Origin of the sequence: Streptomyces sp. NPDC048484, from assembly GCF_040651415.1 — a bacterium.
GTDB lineage: Bacteria > Actinomycetota > Actinomycetes > Streptomycetales > Streptomycetaceae > Streptomyces.
In genome coordinates, this window is the sequence record NZ_JBEZJY010000002.1 from 1 (window position 1) to 15,938 (window position 15,938).

A 15,938-nucleotide genomic window follows, 5' to 3' on the forward strand; every position below is an offset into this window, starting at 1 on the left:
CGCGCCCCCAGGTACCTGGGGGCGCGGGGAACTGCGCGATCAGCCCCCACCGGGGCCGCACCCGACAACGCACGGCCGGGGTCTGGGGCGGAGCCCCGGAAGGATGGGACGGGTAGGGGCGGCGGGGGCGAAAAGCCGGTTACTTCACCGAGCCCGCCATGACCCCCTGCACGAAGTGCCGTTGGAAGGCGAAGAAGACCACCACCGGCACCACCAGCGACAGGAACGCCCCGGGCGCGAGCACATCGATGTTGCTTCCGAACTGCCGGATCTGCGACTGGAGTTCGACCGTCAACGGCTGCGCCGAACTGTCGGCGAACAGCAGCGCGACCAGCATGTCGTTCCAGACCCACAGGAACTGGAAGATGGCGAGACTGGCGATGGCCGGGCGCCCGACCGGCAGCACCAGCCGGGTGAAGATACGCCACTCCCCGCCCCCGTCCATCCGCGCGGCCTCCAGCATCTCCTTCGGCAGCTCCGCGAAGTAGTTGCGAAGAAGGAAGATCGCGAACGGCAGCCCGTACGACACGTGGAAGAGGATGACCCCGGGAATCGTGCCGAACAGGCCGAGCTGACCGAAGAGTTTGGCCACCGGCAGCAGACCGATCTGCACGGGGACCACCAACAGGGCGACGACCACCAGGAAGACGGAGTCCCGCCCCGGAAAGTCCAGCCACGCGAAGGCGTATCCCGCGAGCGCGGCGAGGACGACGACGAGGAACGTGGTCGGCACCGAGATCAGTACGGTGTTCCAGAACGCCTGCGTCATCCCCGAATCGCCCAGCAGCTCGGAGTAGTTGTCGAAGGACAGCTGGCGGGGACTGGTCAGCACGGTCCACCAGCCTCCCGTCGCCGTGTCCTGGGCTGACCGCAGCGACGACAGGAACAGTCCGGCGAGCGGGGTGAGCCAGACCAGGCCGATCACCACCAGGAACGCCTGGACCAGGCTGTTGCCGAGCCCCCGCCTGAGCGCGTTCATCGTTGACTCCCTCGGAAACGGCGGACGTTGAAGACCATGGCGGGAATGACCAGCAGCAGGAGCAGCACCCCCAGCGCACTGCCCAGGCCCTGGTTGTTGCCGCCGCCGAAGGACACCAGCCACATCTGGGTGGCGAGCACGGTGGCGTCCTCCTGCACCGGTCCCGGCGCGATGATGTAGACGAGGTCGAAGACCTTCATCACGTTGATCACCAGGGTCACGAAGACCACGGTGAGGACGGGCGCGAGCAGCGGAACGGTGATCCGGCGGAAGATCTGCCACTCGCCCGCGCCGTCCATCCGGGCCGCCTCCAGGGCGTCCCGCGGCAGCGCGGCGAGCCCGGCTCCGATCAGCACCATGGCGAAGCCGGTCCAGATCCACAGGTAGGCGCCGATGATGGCGGGGGTGACCAGTGCCGGTCCCAGCCAGGAGATCCCCTCGTACGGTGGGGCGAAGTTCGACCCGGGCAGCCGCACGGTGTACGAGCCCGCGTCGAGGCCCTGGAAGCGGAAGGCGCCGTCCGCCTCGGTGGCGGTGCTCGCGACCGTCCTCCCGTCGCGCACCGCTTCGACCCTCAGCTGCGGCAGCCCGCTCTCGGTCCTGTCGACCTTGCCCTGTTCCCCTCCCCCGCCACGGGTGAAGTCCAGGTAGACGACGCCGCGCAGTTCGTCGGCCGACGCCTTCCGTGCCGCCGCCGGGTACGCGGGCCGCGCGTCCGGCGGAAGGTCGTCGGCGCGTACGCCGACCAGACCGAGCCCGACGCTGTCGCCCGGGGACGCGGTCGCGGTCGTGCGGTACGAGCCGTCGGCGCCCCTGGTCAGGCCCTGGTCGTCGCGGGCGCGGGCCGTCGGGTACGACGACGCGTCCTTGAAGGCGTCGTGCACGGAGACGGCGGCGGCGTTCAGGACGCCCTTCTCGGGGTCCTCGTCGTACGCGAGCCGGAAGATGATGCCCGCGGCGAGGAACGAGACGGCCATCGGCATGAACAGCAGGAGCTTGAACGCCGTCGCCCAGCGCACCTTTTCGACCAGGACGGCGAGGACGAGGCCGAGCCCGGTGAGCAGGGTGGGCGCGACGACGACCCAGACGGCCGTGTTGCGGACGGCCTTGAGCGTGGCGGGATCGCGGAACATCTCGGTGTAGTTGTCGCCGCCCACGAAGCGGTCGCCGGAGGCGTCGAAGAAGCTGCGGCCCACGGAGAACAGCACGGGGTAGACGACGAGCGCGCCGAGCAGGAGCAGGGCGGGGAAGACGAACGCGAGGGCGATGAACCGGGCCCGGCGTCGCGCGCGCCGTCTGCGGTCGTGGTCGGCCTGCGCGAGGGGCGGGGGGCTCGTCTCTTTCAGGAGCGTGGCGGTCACGGCGATCAGTCCCGGTACGCCTTGGCGGCGGCCTTCTCCAGCGCTGCCGCGGTCCCCTTCGGGTCCGACGGGTCGCGCAGGAAGTCCTGGAGGAGCTTCCACTCGCCCGCGCCCTTGGTGCCGCCGAACGCGGCCGGGGCCTGGTCCGACATGTCGAAGCGGACCGAATCGCCCGCGCCCACGAGGGACTTGGCGGTCTCGCGGGTGGTGTCGTCGCCGTAGGAGGCGAGGTCGAGCGACTTGTTCGGAGAGAGGAAGCCACCTGCCTCGGCCCAGACCGCGGACGCCTCGGGGGTCGCGAGGTACTCCAGGAACTCCATGGCGGCCCGCCGGCTCTTGCCGTCCTTCAGGACGACCGCCGCGTCGCCACCGCTGACCACGGGCGCCTCGCCGTCGCCGACCGCGGGGAAGGGGAAGAAGTCCGCGTCCTCGCCGATCTTCCTGCCGAACTGGTCCTTGGCCACGCCGGCCACGAAGTCGCCCTCGTAGACCATGCCCGCCGCGGGCTCGGGCCCGAAGACCTTCTCGACGGAGCCGGGGAAGTCGGTGTTCAGGGCCCCCTTCTGGCCGCCGGCTATCAGCTCCTTGTCCTTGAAGAGCTTGCCGAGGGTGGTGAGGGCCGCGACCACGGTCGGGTCGGTCCACTTGATCTCGTGGGCGGCGAGGGCGTCGTACTTCTCGGGGCCGGCCTGCGAGAGGTAGACGTTCTCGAACCAGTCGGTGAGGGTCCAGCCGTCCTGGCCGGCGACGGAGAAGGCCGCGAGGCCCGACTCGGAGACGGTCTGCCCGGCCTTCAGCATCGCGTCGTACGACTTCGGCGGTTCGACACCGGCCTCGTCGAGGGCGTCGGGGCTGTACCAGACGGTCGACTTGTGGGCGGCCTTGAAGTACAGGCCGTACAGGGTTCCGTCGACACTGCCGTAGTCCTTCCACACGCTCGCGTAGTTGGCGTCGACGGACTTCTGGGCGGTCCTGGACAGCGGCGTGAGCCAGCCCTCCTTCGCGAACTGCTGGAGCACGCCGACCTGCGGGACCATCACCACGTCGGGGGCGTTGCCGCCCTCGATCTTGCTGCCGACGACCGTGGAGACGTTGTCACCGGTGGAGGTGAACCGGGTCGTGGCGCCGGTCTTCTCGCCGAACGCGTCCAGGACCTTCTGGAAGTTCTTCTGTTCGCTGCCGGACCAGACACCGGCCACGTTGATCGTCTGGCCACTGAGGGGCTTGTCGCCGCCACCCGCCGAGACGGGGCCGCCTCCGCACGCGGTGGCGCCGAGTGACAGGGCGAGGGCGGTACAGCTCGCGAGCAGGGTCGTGCGTCGTCGCATCATCGTTGATGTTCCTTCGGGGAGGGGACGGGGAGAGACGAGGAGGAACGGGGAGAAACGGGAGGACGGGGCCCGACAGGGCCGTTGGTTCAGGGGGTGATGCGGTCGCTGATCCACCAGGCGGCCGTCGAGCCGGGCAGGAGCCCGGGCTCGCAGGGGCCGCTGGACAGCAGGGGGGTGCCGGAGACCGGCGCGGGCGTCGGCGCCGTACCGAAGTTGACGGCGCACACCAGGCCGTCGCCGCGGACGAAGCCGAGGACGCCGGGCGGGGTCTCCAGCCAGCACAGCGGACCCTCGCCCAACTGGGGCAGCCCGGCGCGCAGTTGGAGCCCGTCGCGGTAGAGGTGCCAGAAGGAGCGGGTGTCGGCGAGGGCGCGGTCGGTGGCGTACTCGGCGAAGTAGGCGGGCTGCGGCAGCCACGGTTTGGCGCTCTCGGCGCCGGAGGTGAAGCCGAACGGTGAGGCGTGTCCCGACCACGGCAGCGGCACCCGGCAGCCGTCGCGGATCCGGGCACGGCTGCCGGTGCGGCGGAAGATCGGGTCGGTGAGCACGTCGTCCGGCAGGTCGACGACCTCGGGCAGTCCGAGCTCCTCGCCCTGGTAGATGTACGCGGCCCCGGGCAGCGCCAGCATCAGCAGGGCGGCGGCGCGGGCGCGGGCGGCGCCCAGTCCGCTGCCCTCGGTGCCCAGTTCGCCGTAGCGGGTGACCGTGCGGACCTGGTCGTGGTTGTTGAGGACCCAGGTGACGGTCGAGCCGGTGCCCGCGATGTCCTGCATGGCGTCCGAGATGACCTTGCGGAACGCGTCGGCGCTCCAGGGCGCGCTCAGCAGGTCGAAGAAGAAGGCCTGGTGCAGCTCGTCGTGGCGTACGTACCGGGCGTGTTCGCGGGTCGTCGGCACCGAGACCTCGCCGACGAGGAGCCGTTCCTGGCCGTCGCGGGCGGTGTACTCCTCGCACACCGACCGCCAGTGCCGCCAGACGGCGTGCACCTCGGGCTGGTTCCAGGCGAGCGGGTTGACCGAGTCCCGGGTACGGGCGTCGGCCAGGGGGTCGGGCGAGTCCGGCAGTTCCGGGTGCTTGTAGAGGCCGGCGGCTACATCGACACGGAAGCCGTCGACGCCCCGGTCGAGCCAGAAGCGCAGTACGTGGTCGAAGTGGGTGCCCACCTCGGGGTTGCGCCAGTTCAGGTCGGGCTGCTCGGGCGTGAACATGTGCAGGTACCACTGGCCCGGCGTGCCGTCCTGCTCGGTGACCCGGCTCCAGGCGGGGCCGCCGAACATGGCGTGCCAGTTGTTGGGCGGCTCCGCCCCGTCCTGGCCCCGTCCTTCGGCGAAGTGGAAGCGGGCGCGGGCCTCACCGCCCGGCGCCGCGGCCAGCGCCTGCCGGAACCACGGGTGCTCGTCGGAGCAGTGGTTGGGGACGATGTCGAGGAGCACCTTGACGCCGAGCCGCCGGGCGTCCGTCATGAGCAGGTCGAACTCGCCGAGGTCGCCGAAGAGCGGGTCGACGTCGCAGTAGTCGGCCACGTCGTAGCCGTGGTCCTGCTGCGGCGAGGGGTAGAAGGGGCTCAGCCAGACCCCGTCGACCCCCAGCTTCTTCAGATACGGCAGTCCGGCCCGTACCCCGGCGAGATCGCCGATGCCGTCCCCGGTGCTGTCCAGGAAGCTCCGGACGTAGACCTGGTAGATCACTGCGTCGCGCCACCAGCGGTGCATGTTGAGCGTCACCCGTTGACCTGTCTGTGCGTGCCTCCGGTTATGCATGCATGTTAAGTAGGAGTGTCGGACGAGTGTCAACGAGTAGACGGAGTCGTCCTGAAGGTTGGGGATTTATGTCCGTACTTTTCTGCCCGCGCAGGCGCAGGTGAGACGAACGCGTTACCTAACATGAAACTATGATCTGCCGAACGCGGCGAGGCTGAACGCGACAAGAAGAGACAAGAAGACGCAAGAAGAGGGCGCAGAGACCGGAGAAGGCGGCGAAGGCTCAGCCCCGGCGGGAGATCTCCGCCAGCTCTCGCGCCAGCCGTCGCACGGCGCTCCCGGGCGTCCGGTGTCCGGCCATCGCGTCATGCACCACGGCCTGCACGGCCAGGCTGACCTGGTCGTAGCGCGGGCTCTTCGGGCGCGGCGCCGCCGCGAGGACGCTCGCGCGAAGGGTCGGCAGATAGGGGAACCGCCGGATCAGCTCCGGGTCCTGGTAGAGCGCGGCCCGCACCGGTGGCAGCGCGCCCTTGGTGAGCACCTGCCGCTGCGTCCGCTCACTGGTGAGGTACGCGAGGAGGCGGGCGGCGGAGTCGGGGTGCCGGGCATGCGCGGTGACCGCGAGATTCGAACCGCCGAGCACACTCGCGCCCGGCCCGTCCGGCCCGGGCAGTGGCACCGCGCCGACCTTCCCGGCGACCGGCGAGCCCTTGGCCGAGGCGCCGACATAGGCGTACGGCCAGTTGCGCAGGAAGAGGAGACGGCCGTCCTGGAAGGCCTGCTTGGACTCCTCCTCCTTGTACGTCAGCGCCTTCTCCGGGATCCAGCCGTCACGCACCCCGCGGGCCAGGAAACCGATACCCTCGCGGGCCGCCGCCGAGTTGACGGTGACGCGTTCGCCCTCGTCGCCGAGGATGGCGCCGCCCGCCGAGTAGACCGCCTCGGCCGCGTTGACCGTGAGCCCCTCGTAGGGCAGGAACTGGCCGGCGTAACCGTCGAGTCCGTACTCGGGCGCGATGGTCTTCGCCTGTTTCTCCAGCTCGGCCCAGGTGCGCGGCGGAGCGACGCCCTCCTTGTCGAGAACGTCCTTGCGGTAGAGGAGCAGTCCCGCGTTGGTGACGTAGGGGACGGCGTACAGCCGCCCGTCGTAGGTCGCGGTGTCCACGACCGGCGGCAGGAAACCGTCGAGCGGGAAGCGGTCCTCGGGCAGCGGGGAGATCCAGCCCGCGGCGGCGAACTCCGAGGTCCAGGCGACGTCGATGTTGAGGACGTCGAAGCGGCCCCGGTCACCGCCGCGCAGGTCGGTGGTCATCTGCGCACGGGTCTCGTCGGCGGCGTCGGGGAGTTCGACGAGGGTGACCTTCTCGCCCGGGTGGGCACGGTTCCAGCCGTCGAGCAGCGGCCCCAGATAACCGGTGAGGTCCCCGGCGGTGGCCAGCGTGAGCGGACCCCGTCCGCCGCCGCGCGCCCCGTCGGAATGAGCCCCCGAGGTGACGTAACCGGTCAGAACCACCGCCGCCACCAGGAGTCCCCTACCCGCGGTATGTATCCACCGCATAGGTTCCTCCCTGGTACTCCCGGCTGCCGGGCACGTTCGTCCGGAGTCAGAGGCCATGTATACCCGTTAGGTATGGGCGATACTAGGGCCCGCGGCACATTGGCCCTGCCCCGGGCGCGCGCGGGCCTGCGGCACCTTACAAGGAACGACAGCGGAGGAGGAGGAGAGCACGAGTGCGGCTGCCCCTCCTGGCCCTGCTGGCGCGCGGCCCGGCCCACGGCTACGAGCTCAAGCAGGACCTTGAGCAACTGCTGGGCTCCGCGTACCCTCAGCCGAACGTCGGCCAGATCTATGTGACGCTCGGCCGCCTCGAGAAGTCGGGACTGATCGAGGGCGAGGAAGTCGAGCAGTCGAGCCGGCCCAACAAGAAGATCTACCACCTCACCGATGCCGGGCGGGAAGCGCTGCGCGCCTGGTACGAGGAGACGACGGACGAGCCGCGCGTACGGGACGAGTTCTTCATGAAACTCGCCCTCGCGCCGCGGACCGGACTCGCCGACCAGATCGCCCTGATCAACAAACAACGGCGTGAGTACCTGAACACCATGCGCAGTCTGTCGAAGCTCGCCGCGGCCGAGAGCCGGGACAACCGTGTCTCCCAGCTGCTCATAGAGGGCGCCATGCTCCATCTGCAGGCCGACCTCGACTGGCTGGAGCGCTGTCAGGAAGAACTGGAGGAGCTGGAATGAACCGCGCCACTCCCCGCACCGCTCCTTCGCCGAGCGCCGAGGACACCCCGCTCCTGCGGGCCGAGGGCCTGGTCAAGACCCACTACGGCGAGGGCGCCCCCGCGCACGCCGTACGAGGCGTGGATCTCGCCGTACGGCAGGGTGAGTTCGTGGCCGTCACGGGCCCCTCCGGCGCCGGGAAGTCGACGCTGCTGCATCTGCTCGGCGGGCTCCAGCGACCGGGCTCCGGAAGCCTCTGGCTGAACGGCGAGTGCACGGACGCGTACAGCGAGGCGCGCTGGGCGGCCGAGCGCCGGCGCCGCATCGGCATCGTCTTCCAGTTCTTCAACCTGGTCTCGAACCTGTCGGTCGCCGACAACGTCGAGCTGCCCGCCCTGCTCGCCGGTCTCTCCACCAAGCAGGCGCGCGCCGAGCGTGAGCGGCTCCTCGCCGAGCTGGGACTGGCGGGCAAGGAGCGCAGCATGCCGGGCGAGCTGTCCGGAGGCGAGCAGCAGCGTGTCGCGCTGGCCCGCGCCCTGGTCAACCACCCGCAGCTGCTGCTCGCCGACGAGCCCGCGGGCAGCCTCGACAGCAAGGGCACCCGCGAGGTGACCCGGCTGCTGTCGGGGTTCCACCAGCGTGGCCAGACCATCGTGCTGGTCACGCACGACGCACGGCTCGCGAGCGCCGCGGACCGGGTGATCAGCTTCTTCGACGGCCGTATCGCCGACGACGCCACACTCGACGCCACGCCCGCCCGCGGCACGGGGATGTCCGGCGTACTGGAACTGAGGGACTGAGCGGCGTGCGGGCCACTCTGCGCTGGGCGCACGCCGATCTGCGCTCGCATCGTGGCGAGGCGCTGTTCATCGTGCTCGCCACCGCCGGGATCGTCGCCTCCCTGCTGCTGGCCACCGCGCTCTTCGGATACGCGACCAACCCCTGGCAGCGGGTCTTCACCCAGTCGCAGGGCGCACATGTGTGGATCCACACCGGCCCGTCGGCGGACGCCGGCAGACTCACCGGGCTCGATGGTGTCGCGTCGGTCGCGGGCCCCTATCCCACCGCCGCCACGACGGTCGCGTCGCACGGTACCCGTGCCTCCGTCGAGCTGCGCGGCACCGTCGACCGGCCCGCGACCGGCCGTCCGCTGCTCACCTCCGGCCGCTGGCTCGACCCCCACGCGCCGGACGGTGTGGTGCTGGAGAGCAGCCTCGCCCGGGCGCTGTGGGCCGACCCGGGAGACACCCTCACCGTGCCCGGCGCCACTCGCCCCCTGACCGTGCTGGGCATCGCGGACAGCGCCGAGCCCCGCTACAGCCCGGGCGAGCGGTCGGGCCTGGTGTGGGCGCTCCCCTCCGCCGTGCAGCGCACCGACGGTCGTGGCGGCCAGGTGACCGGAGTGCGGCTGACCGACCCCGACGACACGGACTACGCCGTCCAGCGGGCCGTCACCGTGCTCGGGGCCAAAGCGGTCACCGAGGTCTCCAGCTGGCAGCAGGCCCGGTCCGAGGCCCAGGGCGGCAACCGGCTGCTCGGCCAGGTGCTCGGCCTGTTCGGCCTGGCCGCCCTCCTCGCCGCCGCGCTCGCCGTGCACGGCGCGATCGGTACGCGTATCCGCGGCCATCTGCGGGACATCTCGGTGCTGAAGGCGATCGGTTTCACCCCGGGCCAGGTCGTGCGGATCTTCCTGCTCCAGCATGTGGCGTTCGCGCTCCTCGGCGCCGTGCTCGCCGCCGCCCTCATCCAGGCCCTGGGCAGCCGGACACCGGGGCGTCTCGGGGACGCGGTCGGTGTGTGGCAGGGGCTGCCTGGGTACACGGCGGCGCTCCTCGGCGTGCCCTTGGCCGCGGTGCTGTTCATCGCCGCGACGACCGGGCTCGCGGCCTGGCGCGCCGGGCAGGTGCCTCCGGTGCCGGGACTGCGGGCCGCGGCCCCGCTCGGCGGCCGGCTGTCCGGGCTCGCCCGCGGGGCGCTCGGGCTGCGGCTGCCGTCGGCGCTGGTCCTGGGCTGGCACAAGGCGTTCACGCGCCGGCCGCGCTCGCTGGCCACGGTGGCCCGGCTGGCACTGCCGCTGCTGCTGATCGTCGTGGCCATGAGCGCGTGGACCACCATCGACCGCTTCCAGAGCAGGCCCGACCAGATCGGGCTCGCGTCCGCGCTCACCGTACGGGCGGACGAGACCCTGAGCGATCCGGACGTACGAGCCCTGCTGGCCCGCGACCCACGGGTCACCGCCGTCCATCCGGGCGTCGAGGTGGCCGCCCTGGTCCCGGGCCAGACGGGCACGATCGCGCTGCGCGGGCTCGGCACCCGCGAGGACCCCTACCCGTTCACACTGGCCGAGGGCCGCCCCGCGCACGGCCCCGACGAGGCGGTGGCCGGACAGGGGCTGCTCGACCTGCTGGACGTGCGTGTCGGGGACTGGGTGCGGATGACGGTCGGCGCCCAGCCGCAGATCCTGCACATCGTCGGGCGCAGCATCGAGCCGGAGAACGGCGGACGGGTCATCTCCACCTCGCTCGACACCCTCCGGGAGAACGACCCGGGGCTCGATGCGGCCCTCTATCAGCTCCAGCTGCGCCCTGGCGCGGACCCGCACCGGGTGGCCGCCGAGCTGACCGAGGCCGCGCACGGGGACATCAGCGCGTACGCCGTGCCGAATCCGGCCGACGGGCTCTCGCCGCTGCGCGGAGTCGTGGTGGGGCTGATCACCGTGCTGGCCCTGATCGGGCTCATCGAACTGCTCACCGTGATCGGCGGGGCGGTGCGCGAAGGCGAACGGGACCTGCTGGCGCTGAAGGCGATCGGGCTGACCCCACGGCAGATCACCGCGATCACGGTGACGGCCACCGGGTGCACGGCGCTGGCCTCGGTCGTCGTCGGTACGGCGCTCGGGGTGCCGCTCGCGCACTGGCTGATCGACGCCCAGGGCAGGTCGAGCGGCATCGGCGCCGGGATCGCCCGGGGGCCCTCCCCCGTCCTCCTGGTGCTCTTCGCCGCGGCCGCCGTGCTCGGCGCCGCCGCGCTCGCCGCCCTGCCCGCGGCCCGGTCGGCCCGCCGCCGGCTCGCGGACACACTGAGCGCGGCGGCCTGAGCGGGGCGGGCTCGGGGCCGGACGCGCAGCCCCGCTTTTGAGGGGCGCGGGGCAGTGACGTCATGCGGCTCCGCCGCGGGGCGCGAACGGCCCCCACCGGCCCGCAGGTGAAGTACCGGCCCACGCGGCGCGGCTAGGGCCTGTCTGGAGTTGTGATCTGGATCAGGGAGCGGGGCGTGGTGCGTGCGATCGCAAGGCGCCGGAAGGCCCTCGTAGCGGAGCTACTAGGGCGTTTCGGCAACGCCGCGAGCGTGCGTGCCACGCCCCGCGAGCCCAGATCACAACTCCAGACAGGCCCTAGTGCCGCGGCACTAGCCGCGGCCGCGCAGCTCCCGGTACGTGGCCACGAGGGCCTTGGTGGACTCGTCGAGGCCGGGGACGTCGGCGCCCTCGGTGAGGGCGGGTTCGACGCGCTTGGCGAGGACCTTGCCGAGTTCGACGCCCCACTGGTCGAAGGAGTCGATGTTCCAGATCGCGCCCTGCACGAACACCTTGTGCTCGTAGAGGGCGATCAGCTGGCCGAGGACCGACGGGGTGAGCTCGCGCGCGAGGATCGTGGTCGTCGGGTGGTTGCCCTCGAACGTCTTGTGCGGCACCAGTTCCTCGGGCACTCCCTCCGCCCGCACCTCGTCCGGAGTCCTGCCGAAGGCCAGCGCCTGCGTCTGCGCGAAGAAGTTGGCCATCAGCAGGTCGTGCTGCGCCCTGAGCCCGTCACTCAGCTCGGCGACCGGCTCGGCGAAGCCGATGAAGTCCGCCGGGATCACCTTCGTGCCCTGGTGAATGAGCTGGTAGTAGGCGTGCTGTCCATTGGTGCCGGGCGTGCCCCACACCACCGGTCCGGTCTGCCACTCCACCGGGTGCCCGTCGCGGTCCACGGACTTGCCGTTGGACTCCATGTCGAGCTGCTGGAGGTACGCGGTGAACTTGGACAGATAGTGCGAGTACGGCAGCACCGCGTGGGACTGCGCGTCGTGGAAGTTGCCGTACCAGACGCCCAGGAGGCCGAGCAGCAACGGCACGTTGGATTCGGCGGGCGCGGTCCTGAAGTGCTCGTCGACGAGGTGGAAGCCGTCGAGCATCTCCCGGAAGCGGTCCGGGCCGATCGCGATCATCAGGGACAGACCGATGGCGGAGTCGAACGAGTAGCGTCCGCCGACCCAGTCCCAGAACTCGAACATGTTGGCCGTGTCGATACCGAAGTCCGCGACCTTCTCCGCGTTCGTGGACAGCGCCACGAAGTGCTTGGCCACGGCCTCCTGACCGGCCTTGAGCCCGGTCAGCAGCCAGTCGCGCGCCGAGGTCGCGTTGGTGATCGTCTCGATGGTGGTGAAGGTCTTCGAGGCGATGACGAACAGCGTCTCGGCCGGGTCCAGGTCGCGCACGGCCTCGTGCAGGTCGGCCCCGTCGACGTTCGACACGAAGCGGACCGTCAGGTCCCGGTCGGTGAAGGACCGCAGTACCTCGTACGCCATCGCCGGGCCCAGGTCGGAGCCGCCGATGCCGATGTTGACCACGTTCTTGATGCGCCTGCCGGTGTGCCCGGTCCACTCGCCCGAGCGGAGGCGCTCGGAGAAGCCGGACATCTTGTCGAGGACCGCGTGCACCGCCGGTACGACGTTCTCGCCGTCGACCTCGACGACCGCGTCGCGCGGGGCGCGCAGCGCGGTGTGCAGGACCGCCCGGTCCTCGGTCGTGTTGATCTTCTCGCCGCCGAACAGGGCATCCCGCAGGCCGAACACATCCGTCGCCGCGGCCAGCTCCCGCAGCAGCCGCAGCGTCCGGTCGGTGACCAGGTGCTTGGAGTAGTCGACGTGCAGATCGCCGACCCGCAGCGTGTATGCGGCGCCGCGTCCCGGGTTCCGGTCGAACAGCTCGCGCAGGTGCGCCTCGGCGAGTTCCTCCCGGTGCTGGGCCAGAGCGGTCCACTCGGGCGTCTGGTTGAGCCTGGTACGGCTTTCTGCGTTCATTTCGGACTTCCGCCTCTTTCCTGCCTGTGCTGCGTACCTTGCCCCGCTGCCGGTCCCAACCTAATTGATCAGGGGGTGACGTGAGCTGTCGTCCCGCCGTCTTCCGGCTCAACAACAGATACGTCCGGCTCGATCGCAGGTATCAGCACAGCGACGGAGAAGTTGTGCGATCCCGGGGGTACGAGAAACGGTCCCAGGCGTACGAGAAATACGTCCGCCCGGGTCCCGCCCGGAAGGTACGCCCGCGCGGAAGACACCACCGGCCGGGCACCTTTCGGTGTCCGGCCGGGTCTCGACTCCGCCTAGATTTCGCCCCGCAGTTTGGCGAGCGCCTCCGCGAGGATCGCCTCGCCGTCCGCGTCGCTGCGCCGCTCCCGTACGTAAGCGAGGTGCGTCTTGTACGGTTCGGTGCGCGGCGGGGCCGGCGGGTTCTCCCGGTCCTGTCCGGCGGGAAAGCCGCAGCGCGGGCAGTCCCAGGTGTCCGGGACCTGCGCGTCGCTGGCGAAGCTGGGCTGCGTCTCGTGCCCGTTGGAGCACCAGAAGGAGATGCGCAGCCGGGGCGCGGACTCGCCGCGCTCGGCCTCACCCATCGGCCCCGCCCCGACCCGGCTTCCTCGGATCGCGTTGCCACTTGCCACGGTCGTAACTCCCTGCGTAATGGTGCCGCGAAGCGAGTCGGCGTGATGCTTCGCTGCGGGCGCCTCAGTCTACGTAAGGCCCAACGCGCGTCCAGTGATAGGAGTTACACCCCCGCGCTCAGACGCAAGCCCCATGATAGGCCGCGCCTGCGGGCGCGTACCGGACATGGGGCCTTACGTGCGGAATGTGCTTGCGTAATGTGCGTTTGTGCTGCTGTACCGGTGTCAGCGGTGATCAGTTGTTGACCTTCATCAGGATGCCCAGCACCACAATGGAGGCGAACCACAGCAAACCAACCACCACGGTGATGCGGTCGAGGTTGCGTTCGGCGACCGAGGAACCTCCGACGGACGACTGCATGCCGCCACCGAACATGTCGGACAGGCCGCCGCCCTTCCCCTTGTGCATCAGCACCAGCAGCATCAGCAACAGGCTGAAGACGATCAGGGCGATCGAGAACCCCATAACCACGGCTGGACCAACTTCCTAGGACTTGGACGGACGACGGGGGCCGGCGCTTCGGGTACGAAGCCGCCCGGCCCCCGCAAGGGTACGACGTAACACCGCTACCGCATACTCGCAGCTCGGTGGTTCACCTCCGGAGCGCGGCCTACTGGTCGCGGAACCGGACGATCTTGACGAACTCGTCGGCGTCCAGCGACGCGCCACCGACCAGGGCGCCGTCGATGTCGGGCTTCGCCATGATCTCCGCGACGTTGCCGGACTTCACCGAGCCGCCGTACTGGATACGGACGGCGTCGGCCACTTCCTGCGAGTACAGCTCGGCGACCTTGCCGCGGATCGCCGCGCAGACCTCCTGGGCGTCGTCGGCGCCGCAGACCTTGCCGGTACCGATGGCCCAGACGGGCTCGTACGCGATGACGATCGACTCGGCCTGCTCGGCGGGGACGTCCTTGAGACCGCCCTCGACCTGGGTGAGCGTGTGCGCGACGTGGTTGCCCGCCTCGCGGACCTCCAGCTCCTCACCGACGCACAGGATCGGCGTGAGGCCGTGCTTGTGGGCGGCCTTCACCTTGGCGTTGACGATCTCGTCGGTCTCGGCGTGGTACTGGCGGCGCTCGGAGTGGCCGATCGCCACGTACGTGCACTTGAGCTTGGCCAGCAGCGAACCGGAGATCTCGCCGGTGTAGGCGCCGGAGTCGTGGGCCGAGAGGTCCTGGGCGCCGTACTTGATCTTGAGCTTGTCGCCGTCGACCAGGGTCTGTACCGAGCGCAGGTCCGTGAAGGGCGGCAGGACCGCGACCTCACAGGCGTCGTAGTCCTTGTCGGCCAGGGCGAAGGCGAGCTTCTGGACATGGGCGATGGCCTCGAGGTGGTTGAGGTTCATCTTCCAGTTGCCCGCCATCAGCGGCGTACGAGTGGTCATACGGGGTCAGTCCTCCAGTGCGGCGAGACCGGGGAGCGTCTTGCCCTCAAGGTATTCGAGGGAGGCGCCGCCACCGGTGGAGATGTGGCCGAATGCGTTTTCGTCGAAGCCCAGGATGCGGACGGCCGCGGCGGAGTCGCCACCGCCGACGACCGTGAAGGCCTGTGAGTCGAGAAGGGCCTGGGCGACCGCCTTGGTGCCCTCGGCGTAGTCGGGGTGCTCGAAGACGCCCATCGGACCGTTCCAGAAGACGGTGGCCGCGTCGGCGAGCTTCGAGGCGTACAGGGCGCCGGTCTCAGGGCCGATGTCGAGACCCATCCGGTCGCCCGGGATCGCGTCCGCGGCGACGGTGGCCGGGTCGGACGGAGCCTTCGTCTTCAGGTCCGGGAAGCCGGCGGCCACGACGACGTCGACGGGGACGACCAGCTCGACGCCGTTCTTCTCGGCGCGCTCGACGTACTCGTTGACGGTCGGCAGCTGGTCCTCCTGGACCAAGGAGGCGCCGATCTCGTACCCCTTGGCCTTGAGGAAGGTGAAGGCCATGCCGCCGCCGATGAGCAGCCGGTCGGCCTTGCCGAGCAGCTCGTCGATGACGGCGAGCTTGTCGGAGACCTTGGAGCCGCCGAGGGCGACCACGTAGGGCCGCTTGACGTCCTCGGTGAGCTTCTTCAGGACACCGACCTCGGTGGCGATGAGGTATCCGGCGTAGTGCGGCAGTCGCGCCGGGAGGTCGAAGACCGAGGCGTGCTTGCGGTGCACGGCGCCGAAACCGTCGCCTACGTAGACATCGGCCAGGGCGGCCAGCCGGTCGGCGAACTCGCCGCGCTCGGTGTCGTCCTTGGACGTCTCGCCGGCGTTGAAGCGCAGGTTCTCGATGACCGCCACCTGGCCGGGCTGCAGCCCGTTCACGGCGTCGTGGGCGGCGGGGCCGACGGTGTCCTGGGCGAACGCCACGGGCGCGTCGAGGAGTTCACCGAGCCGCCCGGCGGCGGGCAGCAGCGAGAAGGCGGGGTCCGGGGCGCCCTTGGGGCGGCCCAGGTGCGAGGCGACGACCACCTTGGCACCGGCCTCGGCGAGGGCCTTGACGGTCGGCAGGACGGCACGGATACGGCCGTCGTCGGTGATGAGGCCTTCGGCCAGCGGCACGTTCAGGTCGGCGCGCACGAAGACCCGCTTGCCGGCCACGCCTTCGGCGAGAAGTTCGTCGATCGTCTTCATGAGGGAACTCCTGGGAGGGCTCTTGATCGCGTA

13 protein-coding genes are annotated in these 15,938 nt (G+C 70.5%); 3 read left to right on the top strand and 10 right to left on the bottom strand.

Translation table 11 applies throughout. The features are described 5' to 3' along the window. Positions 1-139: 139 nt before the first annotated feature. The 5 genes from AB0D14_RS01755 to AB0D14_RS01775 form a co-directional block, all read right to left on the bottom strand. Positions 140-979, bottom strand: coding sequence for a carbohydrate ABC transporter permease (locus tag AB0D14_RS01755; RefSeq protein WP_362773189.1), 840 nt, complete (start codon positions 977-979; stop codon positions 140-142). Next, positions 976-2,340 carry an ABC transporter permease subunit gene (locus AB0D14_RS01760; RefSeq protein WP_362773192.1) on the bottom strand — a complete coding sequence of 455 codons (1,365 nt, stop codon included), beginning with the start codon at positions 2,338-2,340 and terminating at the stop codon, positions 976-978. The genes AB0D14_RS01755 and AB0D14_RS01760 overlap by 4 nt, the downstream gene beginning before the upstream one ends. Positions 2,341-2,345: 5 nt before the next feature. Next, positions 2,346-3,671, bottom strand: coding sequence for an ABC transporter substrate-binding protein (locus AB0D14_RS01765; protein ID WP_362773195.1), 1,326 nt, complete (start codon positions 3,669-3,671; stop codon positions 2,346-2,348). 86 nt (positions 3,672-3,757) lie between these two features. After that, complete coding sequence (locus AB0D14_RS01770) at positions 3,758-5,431, bottom strand: glycoside hydrolase family 13 protein (RefSeq protein ID WP_362773198.1); 1,674 nt, start codon at positions 5,429-5,431, stop codon at positions 3,758-3,760. 223 nt (positions 5,432-5,654) lie between these two features. Next, on the bottom strand, positions 5,655-6,929 hold the full coding sequence (locus tag AB0D14_RS01775) for an ABC transporter substrate-binding protein (RefSeq protein ID WP_362773200.1): 1,275 nt from the start codon (positions 6,927-6,929) through the stop codon (positions 5,655-5,657). A gap of 173 nt (positions 6,930-7,102) precedes the next feature. On the opposite strand from AB0D14_RS01775, the gene AB0D14_RS01780 reads away from it, so the two are divergent. The 3 genes from AB0D14_RS01780 to AB0D14_RS01790 are packed head-to-tail and all read left to right on the top strand — an operon-like array spanning position 7,103 to position 10,694. Next, complete coding sequence (locus tag AB0D14_RS01780; RefSeq protein WP_362773202.1) at positions 7,103-7,618, top strand: PadR family transcriptional regulator; 516 nt, start codon at positions 7,103-7,105, stop codon at positions 7,616-7,618. Then, on the top strand, positions 7,615-8,397 hold the full coding sequence (locus AB0D14_RS01785; protein WP_362773205.1) for an ABC transporter ATP-binding protein: 783 nt from the start codon (positions 7,615-7,617) through the stop codon (positions 8,395-8,397). Before AB0D14_RS01780 ends, AB0D14_RS01785 begins: the two co-directional genes overlap by 4 nt. Positions 8,398-8,402: 5 nt before the next feature. Further along, complete coding sequence (locus AB0D14_RS01790; protein WP_362773208.1) at positions 8,403-10,694, top strand: ABC transporter permease; 2,292 nt, start codon at positions 8,403-8,405, stop codon at positions 10,692-10,694. Between the two features lie 311 nt (positions 10,695-11,005). Here AB0D14_RS01790 and pgi read toward each other — a convergent pair whose 3' ends face one another. The 5 genes from pgi to AB0D14_RS01815 all read right to left on the bottom strand — a co-directional run bounded on the left by pgi (position 11,006) and on the right by AB0D14_RS01815 (position 15,905). Continuing rightward, positions 11,006-12,661 (bottom strand): glucose-6-phosphate isomerase, encoded by a 1,656-nt coding sequence (pgi, locus tag AB0D14_RS01795; RefSeq protein WP_362773210.1) that lies wholly within the window; start codon positions 12,659-12,661, stop codon positions 11,006-11,008. A 302-nt stretch (positions 12,662-12,963) separates the two neighbouring features. Beyond that, a complete protein-coding gene (locus AB0D14_RS01800; protein WP_362773212.1) occupies positions 12,964-13,299 on the bottom strand; it encodes an RNA polymerase-binding protein RbpA in 336 nt (111 codons plus the stop codon). 235 nt (positions 13,300-13,534) lie between these two features. Further along, the gene (gene secG, locus AB0D14_RS01805) at positions 13,535-13,765 is read right to left on the bottom strand and encodes a preprotein translocase subunit SecG (RefSeq protein ID WP_030358806.1); all 231 of its coding nucleotides are present in this window, start codon (positions 13,763-13,765) and stop codon (positions 13,535-13,537) included. A 145-nt stretch (positions 13,766-13,910) separates the two neighbouring features. Further along, complete coding sequence (gene tpiA / locus AB0D14_RS01810; protein ID WP_362773215.1) at positions 13,911-14,687, bottom strand: triose-phosphate isomerase; 777 nt, start codon at positions 14,685-14,687, stop codon at positions 13,911-13,913. A gap of 6 nt (positions 14,688-14,693) precedes the next feature. Next, the gene (locus tag AB0D14_RS01815) at positions 14,694-15,905 is read right to left on the bottom strand and encodes a phosphoglycerate kinase (protein ID WP_362773218.1); all 1,212 of its coding nucleotides are present in this window, start codon (positions 15,903-15,905) and stop codon (positions 14,694-14,696) included. Positions 15,906-15,938: the final 33 nt, after the last annotated feature.